The following is a 13735-nucleotide window of genomic DNA, read 5'->3' on the forward strand; positions in this document are numbered from 1 at the left end:
CTGTTAATACCCCGGATTCTGCTTCAACTTCGTATTCATCACCCGTATTTTCTCCGGTATAGGGAACACGGTAGTATATCCGTTTCCCTCATCCGGCAATTGCGGACGGCTACTGTAAGCTCTTGTAAACTTCCCGAAGCGAACCAAATCTTGACGTCTCCAACCTTCCCAAGCCAGTTCCAGTTGACGTTCGGCAAGGATATTCTCTAAAGTGGCAGTGCGAGAGGAGGCATTGACGCGGCTACGGACTTCATTCAGTTCTTCATCTCCACTGGCTCCATTGCGCACTTTCGCTTCACTCTTCATCAACAGAGCATCCGCGTAGCGGAACAGTACAATGTCATTCTCCATCAATTTACCGTCTTTTGTGGCAGTCGGGTCGACTTCGTACTTCTTCATACGGGCTCCTGCTGTTTGTTCATACGGGGTATCTGTAATATCCAGAGCTACTTTCCAAGGCAGATACTCCAATACGGTGCCATCATCCAGCTTGATGATGTTTCCTTTCAGGTCGCGCACCACTCCCGCAAAATAGCAAATATCAAAGCGGGGATCTTGTTCGGCTGTTTCATAACCGAAGGTTTGGAGGGCTTCAATAGTTGCACTGGGGCCGTTCTCACCACTTAGGCCGTACGCCTTGGCATGGTTGTAGTGGCGGGAGCGGAATAGATATTGCATTTGATTAGTGTACAAGGTTTTATTCATCGGAATGGTAAAAATATTCTCTATCGATGATTCATTAAAAATGGAGAAATTGGTTTCGTATTTTGGTTCCAATTCGTTGTATCCCAGCACCTTAAGCTGGTCACAGTAGTAGATGACTGTTTCCCACGCATTGAGTTCGTTGCCGTTCACTGTAAACTTTATGTTTTTTCCGTCTGGACGTTGTCCGTCTGTCCAATCATTGTCCGTATAGACTTCGGAATTCAGAGCCAGTTTAGCCAATAGGAAAGTGACTACCGGACGGGTGATACGGCCATAATAAGGACCGGACTGGTTACTGTGCGCATCGCTCAACAGAGGAGCCGCTTCCTGCAATTCCTTGAATACAAACTCAAAAACCGTTTTCCGTTCACTCTGGACAACATCTTTCATTGCCACTGAAGAGGATTGAACCAACGGGATGCGTCCGAACAAATCCATCAGATAATAATAATACATGGCTCGCATGGCCTGCACTTCCGCCCGGTATGCCGGAAGTGCAGCATCGGAATGGGTTTCGGCAAACTTGTCTATCCGTTCGAGCGATTTGTTGCTTAGCATGACGACTTTGTAAAGATATTCCCATGTAGCTTGAATAGCGTCATTCTCTACTCCCCAATCGTGCAGGTAAAGTCCTTGCCAGAAACCGCCATCGTACCAGTCGCCTCCACGGGTGGGGATGATGGCTTCGTCGGAAGTGAAAGTGTTCAGGTCGTAGACTCCCCTACCCGTTCCCTGCAATCCCTGACTGTCGCTATAACCGCCTATGTAAGTATAAAGTGAAGCTACCGCATTGAGATATACTTCCGAGATCGTATTGTAGACATCCTCTTCCGGTAGTTTGTCTTTCGGATTTTCCTGTAAGAACTTATCACAGGAAAATAAGGTCAGACTCGTCACCAGAAAAAATAATAATATTCTTGAAGGGTAGATTATTTGCTTTGAGATCTGCAAAAACTGATTTCTATTTTTCATATATCGTTTCATCCTCTCCTCCTCCATTAAAAGTTAATACTCAATCCTAAGGTGTACGTCCGTGCCAACGGATACCCCCGTTTATCGTCCACGCCCAACGTCGAGTTCACCGTGGAACTGTTAATCATGGGCGAAAGTCCCGAATAACCGGAGATGGTTGCCAGATTGTTGACAGTAAATGCTAAGCGCAGGGAACGGACGTATTTCTTTAGTTTCTGCACCTTCTCAATCGGCACGTTCCAGCCCAGCGTCACATAGTCGAAGTTGACGTAATCTCCCTTTTCCAGCCAATAGTCGGTGGCGGTCTGATCCTTGATGTTCTGTTGCGGAGCTTTCTTCATTACGTTGTAGTCGGGGAATATATTCATGTTCATATAGGTCAGGGAAGTTCCGTTGTAGATTTTATGTCCGAAGGCTCCGTTGATCTGCAAAGACAGGTCGAAACGCTTGTAACGGAAACTGATGTTAGATCCCAGAATCGTTTTGGGTACGGCTTGTCCTGCCACGTAGCGGTCTTCACCATCTTCCAGACTGACGCCTCCGCCATTCAGGTCGGCAATGCCATAGGTATATCCACCGTTTCCGTCGGACTCCAGTCCGGTGCTGTGAGGAAGATAGAACACGCCCAACGGTTGCCCCACCATCTGATAAACGATGTGGTTGTAGCCGCCGTGGAAGCCGGCTCCATCAAGGCTGGCAAGACTTTTATATTCGGAAGCGGAAAGCATTTCGCCGTTATACATACCGCTCAATGAAAGCAGTTTGTTGCGCTGAAAGGTGATGTTGGCATTGATATTCAGTTCCATGTCCTTCGTTTTCAAAGGGGTGATACCGATGGCGATTTCCGTACCCCAGTTGCGCATGGAGCCGATATTGGCAAGCAAGGTGTTATAGGTGAAAGGGGGCACGCTTACGTTGTAAAGGTAAAGCATATCCGTGGTGCGGGAGTTGTAATAGTTGGCGGAAAGCAACAGGCGGTTGCCGAATAAAGCGATGTCGAAACCGGTATTAAAGGTGTGTTTCACTTCCCATTTCAGGTCGGGATTCGTATTCCGAAGATCTCCCAAAGATACAATGGCGGAGTTTCCGACGGGGACGACACCGTTCGGCTTGACAAGATTCAGCGTTGTGTATGAGTCAATCCCGCTTTGGTTACCTGCCAGACCGTAACCGATACGGAATTTCAGATTGTCTATCACGGGGAACTGCTTCATAAATTCTTCTTCACTAATCACCCATGCCGCGGACGCAGAGGGGAAAAAGCCCCATTTATGGTTGGCTCCGAATTTGGAGGAAGCATCTGTACGGGCATTCAACGTCAGTACGTAGCGGTCGGCGTATGTATAATTGAAGCGTCCCATGAAAGATGCCAGGCGCGGTTGCTCGTAGTAGGAATTAGTGCCTTCCCACAAACGGAGCGCTCCTGCCTGAAGGTTATTATACCCGAACTTATCGGTGCTGAAATTGCTGACTGTGGTATAATAGCCTGTGTAAGTCTCTTTCTGAAGTTCGGCAAGTGCCAGTACGTCAAAGAAATGCTTTTTCCAGTTTTTCTTATAGGTCAGCATCATGTTTCCCAATAAGGATTCGCGCTTTTTGGTTCCTTTGTATGCCTGACCGTTCGCCCAGACGGAAGTGGGGAGGTATTGCGAATTTTCTACGATATTGTAAGTGTAGGCACCGAACAGGCTTAGTTTCAGTCCTTCCATCAGATCGAAAGTGAGACGGGCGTGCGTACTGATGTGCGAAGTGGCATCATCGTCCTGCACTTCCATCCATGCCAATGGATTGGTGATTTGGCTGGCGGTCGTTATTCCGTCCCACGAATTGGTGACGGGGTCTTTATGATTGGGATAGGTAGGATTGAACGTAGCTGCCGAATAGAACGTTTTTTGATAATCTACCAGGTTATGGTTCTTCTGAATGGAGCCGAACATTCCCAACTCGCAGTTTAGGAAGCCGTCGAACATTTTCTGATTCATGTTCATATTTGAAGTGAAGTTCTTCATGTCTTCATTCAGAATCACTCCCTGACGATCCATAAAACCGAGGGAAACACGATAACTGGACTCACTGGAACCGCCATAAAAGGCGATGTGATGATTCTGTTGCAGTCCTGTCTGCTCAATCTCTTTCTGGAAATCGGTATTGTTCCCTTTGTCCAGAATGGAAATGCCTCGTTCCGATGCTACACGACGGAATTCATCACCGGACAGCATTTTCAAATTCTTGTAGACGGTGGAAATCCCGAAGCTACCGTTGTAAGCTACCTGTGTCCTGCCGCTCATCCCTTTTTTGGTGGTGACTTCTATCACACCGGATGCACCTCGCGAACCGTACTGTGCGGTTTCGGAAGCGTCTTTCAGAATGGTAAAACTCTCAATATCCGTAGGGTAAATGGAGGTAAGCATACTCAAGTCGCCAAATACTCCGTCGACGATAATCAAAGGGTCGTTGCCGCTGGTCAGTGAGGTAGTTCCCCGCAGGCGCACCGCATCCAGAGCCGCCGGTCCGTTGGAGCCCCGCTGGATGGTCAATCCCGGCACACGTCCACGGATTGCTTCCAAAGGGTTCGTTATCTGGTCTTTGTTCATCTGTGTCTCCGTGATTTTCTCTACGGAACCGGACAGGGTTTTCAAACTTCCGGTGGCATATCCTACGGTAATCAATGAGTCTATGGGCGCGACGGGAATCTTCTGTGCCAACGTGCCCTCGCACGGGATTACCAGAAGAAGAAGGCTATAGAAAATGAGTCTAGCGTGTTGTACCATATTCTTAGTTTTTAAGGTAATAATACAAATATAACAAAAAAAGAGGGAATCTGGTTGAGTAGATTCCCTCTTTTATTTAAATGATATTGACAGGTTGAAATCAACAAGTCCGGATGATACGGATTACACGGTTGCTTTAGGCCGGAATAATCCTAAAAAAGCGCATCATACGTATTATCCTTATGCCTTCAATATTTATTTCACAATAATCTCATCCGTAAATATCCAGCCTCCGAATTCACTTCCGGCCTGTGCCTGATAGCGTACGTATCTTCCTTTGGCTTCGCCCTGCCATGAAATATCCGTAAAGCGGATGGGTGTTTCTTTGCTCACTTTAAAGTGTTGTTTGCGCAACTCGGTGAAATGGGTTCCGTCATCGGAAATGGAAATCACCACAGTCTCCGGCAGGAATACTTCCGCGCCTACCACCTGCATAAAGGCGGCAGTGACGGAATGGATGGAGGTTTCTTTTTCCATATCAATCGTCACATCGAGGCGATTGTCCGAGATGAATCCTTGCCACGAGCCATCACCATAGGTCCAATCGCCACGTATGCCGTCCGTCAGAGCAGTGTTTCCCTGTGCCGGATAATGGGAGCTGTAAGGTGAATTATAAATCACCTTTTTACCCAATGCCAAATGGCTGACCGGTTGAAGCGACTCGGGACGGCTGCCGATTTCTTTTTTCAAATCGAAAGGATGGTATCCTTTTGCCTGCAAATCGGTCACTGCCGACAATGCACGGGTATGGAAATCCGGCCATGACTTACGTTCCGGAGCCGACCAAGCTGTTTCCGCCAATGCCAGGATTCGGGGGTAAATCATATACTCCACGTGTTCGGGAGTGGGAATGTATTCCACCCATAGGTTGCCCTGCACACCGTAGACCAACTTCGCCTGTTCCGCAGTTAAAGAAGCGGGAACGGGATTGTAAGAATATACTTTCTTCAACGGCAGGTATCCACCGATGGCTTCCGGCTGCGAATATGGGGCATCCTGATAACTGTCCAGATAGCAGTAGGCACCCGGCGTCATGATGGCACGATGGCCGGAGGTTACGGCAGCGATGCCACCCTCTTCTCCACGCCATGACATGACGGTTGCGTTGGGGGCAATGCCTCCTTGCAGAATCTCGTCCCATCCCAGCAGATGACGTCCATGATTGTTCAGGAACTTCTCAATGCGGTGTATCAGGTAGCTTTGCAGCTCGTCTACATTGGCAAGATGCTCGTCTTTCATTCTCTTCTGACATTTCGGACAGGTCTTCCAAGCCGACTTGCCGGCCTCATCGCCACCGATATGAATGTATTCGGAAGGGAAAAGTTCCATGACTTCCGTCAGCACATTTTCCAGAAACGTGAAGGTTTCTTCATTGCCGACACAGAAATCGGAGTTCTTGTAAGGTTCGCCCGAACAGGATAACTGCGGGTAGGCTGCCAGCACTTCTTCCGAATGGGAGGGCATCTCAATCTCGGGAATCACCGTGATATAATGCTGACGGGCATATTCCAAGATTTCACGAATATCATCCTGGGTGTAATAACCGCCGTAAGCTCCGGGAACATCGAAACGGACATATTTACGTCCGCCGTTCCACCATTGCTTCCAGGTGGGATCTGTACGCCAGGCCGCAAATTCGGTCAGCAAAGGGTATTTCTTGATTTCTAACCGCCAGCCTGCCGCATCGGTCAGATGCAGGTGCAGACGGTTGATTTTGTAATACGCCAGTGCGTCTATCTGTTTCTTTATAAACTCTTTGGTAGAAAAGTGGCGGGACACGTCCAGCATCAGTCCACGGTAAGCAAAACGGGGAGTGTCTTCTATCTCGACAGAGGCTATGGAATAGCTGCCTGCCCCCGAAGGTTGTGCCAACTGCAACAGGGTTTGCATACCATAGAATAATCCGGCTCCCGAAGTGGCGCGTATCAGGATTTGTTGCGGAGTAACGGAAAGAGTATAGCTTTCCGGTGATGGCAACTGGTGGTTCTTGGGGGTTATCAATAAGAGAAGCATCTGTTTCCTGTCTTTCTTTCTCGCTTCCTTTAATTGAACAGGTAATGCCTTCAGGTAATTCTCCCAGAGCTTCGCTTCTCCACCTTGTAGGTTTGTATAAAATCTTGTCTTTTCTGACAGTAAAAAAGAGCCCGTCCCCTTCTCCATTTTTAATGGGACAGGTATGACGGACTGTGCCAGAATGGGATGTGCATGAAAGCACATCCCCAGTATACATAAGAAAAGACAAACTTTAGTGTATTCTTTTCTTATATTCATTAATCAATTTTGATTTCGTCTACAAATAAAAATGCGTTTTTGCCTTTTCCACCATGCCATTCCGGAAGCATTTTCTCCGGTGAAGCAATGACTCTCACATATTGGGTAGTCACAGGAGCAAATGTAAGTTGATGGTCAACAACTCCGTCTTTGTCCGTCTCCTTCATTGCCGGATATTCTTCGGAAGCAATCTTTTTGAAAGTCTTTCCATCGTCTGAAACTTCTACGGACAGGTTTCTGGCGTCAAACACCCAGTCGCCCTTTGCTACATTGACAGAGATGGCCACACTCGAAATTTCAGTAGGTTGCTGAAGGTCGATCGTCATGTCCATGTCGTTTCCGTTGAAGGCGATCCAACGGCCTGACCGGTAACTGCTATTTCCTTTCAAACCATCGTTTAACGTGGAAGCTCCTTTGAAGAGGTATTGTTCATTGATAGGTTGATTGGCTACAATCGGCTTCATGCTGGATTTGCTGAAGTCAATCTTCTCTGTCAATGTCTGGCTCTCGCCGGTAGGACGAATGGCTTTGGCGGACAGAGTGGCATTTTCTTTAATTTTCAACACTCCTTCGTAAATGGGAGAAGCAGTAGTGGGTTCTGTGCCGTCCAAAGTGTAGTGGACAGGGGCATTGTCGATAGTAGACAAAGTAACGTCCATCGTTCCTTCTGCCGGATTCGGTTCAAACTCGGCTTGTACGCCGAACGCGTGTTTAGCGTAGTTGTATCCTTCGGCATCATACCACTTAATCAGTTGAGGAAGACGAGACAAGAAGTCGGCATAGTTTTTCTTTTCAGGGCTGGACCACTGAATTTCACACAATGCAGCCCAACGAGGCAATACCATGTACTGCGCGTGAGGGAAGGTAGCGATGTATTCTGTCCAGAGGTTGGCTTGCACACCCTTGATATATTTCTGTTCTTCCGGAGTCAGAGAAGCCGGCATCGGTTCGTAGCTGTACACTCTTTCCAACGGCAGGTAACCACCGATACCAAATGGTTCGTTATCTACGTCTTTAGCTTGGTAATAGTCGAAATACAGGTATGTGTTCGGTGTCATGATGACATCGTGTTTCTGTTTCGCTGCTTCGATACCGCCCTTTTCACCACGCCATGACATAACAGTAGCGTTTGGAGCAAGTCCGCCTTCGAGGATTTCATCCCAACCGATAATCTGACGTCCGTGGTCGTTGAGGAATTTCTCGATATGGTTGATAACGAAGCTCTGCAGACGTTCTTCCTTGCTATGCTTATCATCCGACTTCAAGCCCAGCGCCTTGATACGTGCCTGGCATTTCGGACATTTTTCCCAACGTACTTTCGGACATTCGTCACCACCTACATGAATATATTCTGAAGGGAAGATTTCAATCAGTTCGCTATATACATCTTCGAGGAATTTCAAGACTTGATCGTTTCCGGCACAAAGCACATCTTCTGATACTCCCCATTGTCTCCATACTTCGTACGGGCCACCGGTGCATCCCAATTCGGGGTAAGCGGCAAGGGCAGCTTGCATGTGTCCCGGAAGGTCGATTTCGGGAATAACTGTGATATAACGTTCGGCAGCATACGCTACTATTTCTTTCGCCTGCTCCTGAGTATAGAAGCCACCGTAAGGTTTGCCGTCGTATTCACCGGAGTTACGTCCGATGACTGTTTCTGTTCTCTTGGAACCTATTTCTGTCAGCTTCGGATATTTCTTGATTTCCAGACGCCAACCTTGGTCTTCGGTAATATGCCAGTGAAAACGATTCATATTGTGTAAAGCCATCATATCAATATAAGTTTTCACTTCATCTACTGTAAAGAAATGACGGCTGGTATCGAAGTGTGCACCACGATAGCCAAAGCGGGGAGCGTCATTGATTTCTACAGCGGGCATGGAAATGTCTGCGCCGACAGCCACAGGCAATGATTTGCGCAGGGACTGGATGCCATAGAATACACCGGCCTCGGTAGGACCGGCAATCGTGATTCCGTCACCGGTTACTTTCAACTGATAGGATTCCGGATTTTCGTTTGCCGTGCCCAATGTCAGTACGATTGCATTCTTACCTTCCGTTCCGGCTTCGATAGCGAAATCTTTTCCGGTAGCGGTTTTCAGATAGTCGGCTAGAAATTGTGCGTTGCGCTGCATCTTCTCGTTTCCTTCCGGATAGAGGATTTTCACACCGCTCTTCAGAATGAAGGGATTTCCTTGAGCTGTTACAATTTCTTGTGGCATGGGGATGATCTGGTAGTTGGCTTCCTGTTGCGCCGATTGGCAAGAGGCAAAAAGTCCTGCTAGTGCCAGACATCCGGTTAACTTTAAGAGTTGTTTCATAAACTAAAAAATTAAGTGTTAAGTTATTAATAAATTAATTATAGGTTTCACGAATATGTTTGATTGTCAAAGGGATCTCCTCTCCTTTCTTTATTTGGGGAGAAGTGATAACAACTGTCTTACGCTCTCCGGGAAGGAGGTCGAAAAAGTTGTCACTGAAACGGGCTCCCTGCAAAGGGATTTCAATAAAGACGTCTTTTGCAAGAGCGGGAGAAAGCAGAGTCAATTCGCACACGCCGTCTTTCTGTTTTATCTTGCAGGAAACGGTTGTCTTGGGCAGAAGCAGGTCTTTCGTCTTTCTAAAGAAGTAGACTGTTTCGGCTACCGTATGCCCGGATTTGTCTTTCAAGGTCAGTTGCATGAAGCAATGGCGCAGGTCATCCGCAAGCGGGCGCTTTGCAGGAAAAAACAAAGTGGTGAGCGAAGTGCGATATACACATTGGGAAGTGTTGGCCGGAAGAGTCAAAGAAGGAAGGACAACCGTTCTTCCGACTTTCTTTCCTGCAAAATTCGTCAGTCTCATTTCCAGCGTCAGTTTCTCCCGGGTGTCAAGATGATCGGAAAGCAGGTAAACACACAGGTTGTCACCTTCCAGCAAAGGGTTGATATGAACGGGAGCAAATGCACGCTTTGCCTGATAATGCAAGGCTTTCCAGTTACCGTAGTAATCAATACCCGACCATGACACTACCGGCCAACTGTCATTCAATTGCCAATATAATGTACCCATACAATAGGGACGATTGCGGCGGTGCGCTTCCAGACCGTGACGTATGCCATGTCCCTGCAATACTAGTCCGACATAGACAAAGTCTTCAAATTTTTCGGGAATGATATAGTCACGTTCCATATAGGTGCGAATCAGGGCATTGCCGATGCTGCTTTTCTGATGGGCATTCATCACCTCCGATTCGATTTGATAATCTTCAGGAGCCGCAAAGGTGGCAATAGTCTTCATCTCCGGGAAGGACTGGAAACCGAATTCGCTCATGAAACGAGGGAGGTCTGCATCTAGTGATTCGAAAGTTTTCCGCCCATACCATACTCCCCAGTTGTGGCTGTCTCCTATCCCCCATGATTCGGGGCGTCCCCAATTGGCTAAATATGGGGAGCTGTGTATATAAAAACGGTCGGCATCCAGCTCTTTTACCTTGGTAGGAAGGAGTTGGCGGAACAGTTTGTCATAGCCTTGGAACATTTCCTGATAGATTTCCGACGTGAATTTCTTGTCGAATCCCCAATATTTCAAGGCTTCCAGTATTTCATTATTGCCACACCACATCGCCAGGGAAGCATGATTGCGAAGACGGCGAATGTTGTAGCAGGCTTCTGCTTCTACTCTTTTCAGGAAGGTTGGGTCGGACGGATAGGGAGTGCAGGCAAACATAAAGTCCTGCCATATCAGTATTCCGTTTTCATCTGCCAGGTCATAGAAACGGTCGTCTTCGTAGGTTCCGCCTCCCCACACACGAATGACATTCATGTTGGCTTCTTTGATGTCCCTAAATAAGGTTTGGTAGCGTTCGGTAGTGACGTTAGTCAATAGAGCATCCTGGGGAATGTAATTGGCTCCTTTGGCAAACATCGGAACGCCGTTTACTTCAAAATAGAAGGATTCTCCGTCCTGATCTTTTTCATTGACGAGGCGAACGGTGCGCAGTCCTATCCGGTGGGATTGTTGGGCTACGACTTTATCTTCTACGATTATTTGAGCGGAGAAATCATACAAAGCGGGCTTTCCCCAGCCATTCGGCATCCAACGTACCGGCGACAGCACTTCGGAAGGAATAGATATATGATTGATTCCGGGCTGTAGGGTGATTGCCTGGCTAATGCCTTTTTCTGTGTTTCCTTCGAAGGAGGTATTGATTCTCACCTCTGCTTGAAGTGCTTGAGGGAGGATATTATTTATTTCCAATTCATTGGATAGTTTTGCCTGCTGGTCGGTCAACGAGAGTTGCTTTACGTGGTAGTCGCTGATAGAGGCTGCGTCGTAAAAACGGATGGTCACCGGACGCCAGATACCACTAGTCACCATGCGGATTCCCCAGTCCCAACCATAACTGTAAGGGGCTTTACGGGAGAATACGCTTACATGTTTTTCGTGATGGTCGTTGTCTGCCGGATAGTTGAATCCGTTAGAGTTATATTGAGGCATTGTCTGCCGGATGGGTGAATGAAAATAAATGTGAAGAAGGTTTTCTCCGAGACGGAGTTGTGACTTGACGGGTATCGTATAGCCGACGAACATGTTATCGGCTTTCAACAACAGTGCTCCGTTGAGGTATACATCGGCGTATGTATCAAGACCTTCAAAGACTAATTGGGCGTCGTCCCGTTTCAGTTGCTCGGGGGTAACTGTAAAAGCAGTCCGATACTCCCAGTCTTCATTTTCCACCCACTGAATCTTCTGTTCATTGATACCGTAAAAAGGATCGGGAATTTGTTTATGATAGATAAGATCCTGATGAACGGTGCCGGGAACCTGTGCCGGTCGCCATAGCTCCGTGCCTGCCTGGGAAAATTCCCAACCTGCATTTAAAACCACAACTTCGGAATTGTCATTGCTCTGCGCATATGCCATACTGCAACAGCATAGTAGTCCACATGCTATTTGAGTCTTTTTTCCGATTAAATTAATCATCATAGTGGGGGCATTAGATATTAACGGTTTCAAAGATATTACTTTTTCAGCAAATTTCACTGATAATTTAACAAAATATGTTGTTTTAGCGTGAGCTGTCCAGAAAGCCACAATTAAATCGCCTAAAATTTCAGCTTATAATTAGTTAAATAAAGAGTAGTATTCTGTCCTCAAATGTATGCTAAAATGGCGTTTTTTTTATTATAACGATATTCTTTTTCATTATAGCTAAATCTTTCTACCTATAAATCGTAAGCATAGATTTAAATCTTCGGACTTTCGGGACAGACTCTTTATTCCTTTATTATATCTGTCAATTTTATCGCTTGAAAGGTTATATGTGCGACGCTACTCTCATATAGTATACCAATTGTCTCTTTATCAATCATTGTCAGACAACTATACCCCCATCCTTCTGCCTCGTCGAGCATTAATTGATGTTCCGGCAACCAGGTAAGTCCTTTGTCCAGACTTGCTTTTATTGTTATATGATTACGTCCTTTGGTCGTATTCGGGTTCGAAAACAGCAGGATATCTTTATTTAATATGTTGTCTTTGGCATCTACATGAATCAGACTGGCCATGCATACCGGTTCCTGAAGTGCTTGGCGGGAAGATGGGTGTTCTGTCCATGTTTCTCCCAAATCTTTCGTTATGGCAATAGCCCGGCTTCCTCCTCTATTATCACGCATATTCAGCATCAATACTCCCGGTTCTATTTCCGCCACTTGCGCTTCCGTTGTATTGGTTCGTGCCATATTGTGCATTTTCCATGTTTTCCCCCGGTCTTTACTATACATGATTCCTGCATTCGGAACACGGGTAGAGTCTATAAATTGCGTTGGAAATACCAATGTGCCATCACTCATCGTTATTCCACGTCCGGGACCTTGAAGCAGGAAGTACCAGGAAGGATCTTTCATCTGCTCTGTTATATTGATAGGCTTCGACCAGGTTTTACCATCGTCTGTGCTTTTTGCCAATACCAACTGTGCCGTATGATTCAGATCCATTCCCGGATGGGAACTCCACCAGGCGCGTTGATTACCCATACCATGTGTCCATGCGGCAACCACCCAGACGGTATTCGTCTTAGTATCTACTAAAATAGAAGGGTCTCCTACCCCATTCTGTGCTTTAGGCAGACCACCATACTCGCCAAATGAAAGCGGAAGACGCATCTTCTCCCAATTCTTTCCTCCATCGATGCTACGGCTCAAACCCACGTCAACATATTCCTGTAAATCGACACTACTGTTGTATCGAACATCATACACGCCTAATAAGGTTCCTTTATTGGTAGTCACCAACCCGGGAATACGGAAAGAAGCAGAACCGTCATCACCGGCATGACGAACTCCAACTGCCATCCGGTGAACAATATTCTTTGGAGAAATAGATTTACAACATAGTTCTTTCCCATCTACTTTAACGGCACATAAGTCAGAGAGTATCTTAGTCTGCAAAGAGGCATCTTTTTTCATCTGCAAACTGATCCAAAAATAATTTACACCCGGAAATAAATTGTAATTACCTTTTAATACTACTTTTTCTGATGATCCCACCTCTGCACATTTGATCGAATAGGAAGGAATAGCCGCCAATGTCCCACCCGGACGGTGGCTGGATATGTACTCTACTGGAGCAAAGCGATTTTTGTCTTTGTCCTGCAACGCCTCTGTTCCTCCATAATAGAGTTTGATTGCCTGAATATCAGTCAGATTCGTACTTTTACTAAAATCTAAAATGATTTCATCGAGCTTCTTGCTTTCTTTTGCATCCAAACGAAGATAGAACAGAACATTGTCTTGCCGCTCTATCAAAACCGGGATTTGTGTTTCATGGATAAATACTGTGTCTGAAGCTTTTACGTCAAAAGAATATCCTAAGAGGATAAGGAAAAGTAAATAATAAATTCTTCTCATAATGGGGGTATTAGTTAGTTTAACGCGATAAAGATAAAACTTTTCTACTATAATACAGTAAACTTTGATTTTACCAAGTTCTGGTAGGACTAGTCAATACTTTGACCACCGTTCTGGCTCTTG

The 13735-nt window shown here is 46.3% G+C and carries 6 protein-coding genes; all 6 read right to left on the reverse strand.

Annotation, left to right across the window (positions count from 1 at the left end):
- Window positions 1-3: 3 nt before the first annotated feature.
- A complete protein-coding gene (locus KTR06_RS21970; RefSeq protein ID WP_217290803.1) occupies window positions 4-1704 on the reverse strand; it encodes a RagB/SusD family nutrient uptake outer membrane protein in 1701 nt (566 codons plus the stop codon).
- Complete coding sequence (locus KTR06_RS21975) at window positions 1704-4448, reverse strand: SusC/RagA family TonB-linked outer membrane protein (protein ID WP_120068268.1); 2745 nt, start codon at window positions 4446-4448, stop codon at window positions 1704-1706. The genes KTR06_RS21970 and KTR06_RS21975 overlap by 1 nt, the downstream gene beginning before the upstream one ends.
- Before the next feature lie 195 nt (window positions 4449-4643).
- Window positions 4644-6719, reverse strand: a complete 2076-nt coding sequence (locus KTR06_RS21980) for a family 20 glycosylhydrolase (RefSeq protein ID WP_217290804.1) — start codon at window positions 6717-6719, stop codon at window positions 4644-4646.
- Complete coding sequence (locus KTR06_RS21985) at window positions 6719-9043, reverse strand: family 20 glycosylhydrolase (RefSeq protein WP_217290805.1); 2325 nt, start codon at window positions 9041-9043, stop codon at window positions 6719-6721. Before KTR06_RS21985 ends, KTR06_RS21980 begins: the two co-directional genes overlap by 1 nt.
- Before the next feature lie 34 nt (window positions 9044-9077).
- The gene (locus tag KTR06_RS21990; RefSeq protein ID WP_120068261.1) at window positions 9078-11690 is read right to left on the reverse strand and encodes a glycoside hydrolase family 2 protein; all 2613 of its coding nucleotides are present in this window, start codon (window positions 11688-11690) and stop codon (window positions 9078-9080) included.
- 290 nt (window positions 11691-11980) lie between these two features.
- The gene (locus KTR06_RS21995) at window positions 11981-13612 is read right to left on the reverse strand and encodes a sialidase family protein (RefSeq protein ID WP_120068257.1); all 1632 of its coding nucleotides are present in this window, start codon (window positions 13610-13612) and stop codon (window positions 11981-11983) included.
- Window positions 13613-13735: the final 123 nt, after the last annotated feature.

Origin of the sequence: Bacteroides sp. MSK.20.12, from assembly GCF_019052435.1 — a bacterium.
Classification (GTDB): Bacteria; Bacteroidota; Bacteroidia; order Bacteroidales; family Bacteroidaceae; genus Bacteroides; species Bacteroides xylanisolvens.

Excerpts from the sequence above, each read along its gene's own strand:
- KTR06_RS21970 (WP_217290803.1), bottom strand. The coding sequence starts at position 1,704 with ATGGAGGAGGAGAGGATGAAACGATATATGAAAAATAGAAATCAGTTT.
- KTR06_RS21975 (WP_120068268.1), bottom strand. The coding sequence starts at position 4,448 with ATGGTACAACACGCTAGACTCATTTTCTATAGCCTTCTTCTTCTGGTA.
- KTR06_RS21980 (WP_217290804.1), bottom strand. The coding sequence starts at position 6,719 with ATGAATATAAGAAAAGAATACACTAAAGTTTGTCTTTTCTTATGTATA.
- KTR06_RS21985 (WP_217290805.1), bottom strand. The coding sequence starts at position 9,043 with ATGAAACAACTCTTAAAGTTAACCGGATGTCTGGCACTAGCAGGACTT.
- KTR06_RS21990 (WP_120068261.1), bottom strand. The coding sequence starts at position 11,690 with ATGATGATTAATTTAATCGGAAAAAAGACTCAAATAGCATGTGGACTA.
- KTR06_RS21995 (WP_120068257.1), bottom strand. The coding sequence starts at position 13,612 with ATGAGAAGAATTTATTATTTACTTTTCCTTATCCTCTTAGGATATTCT.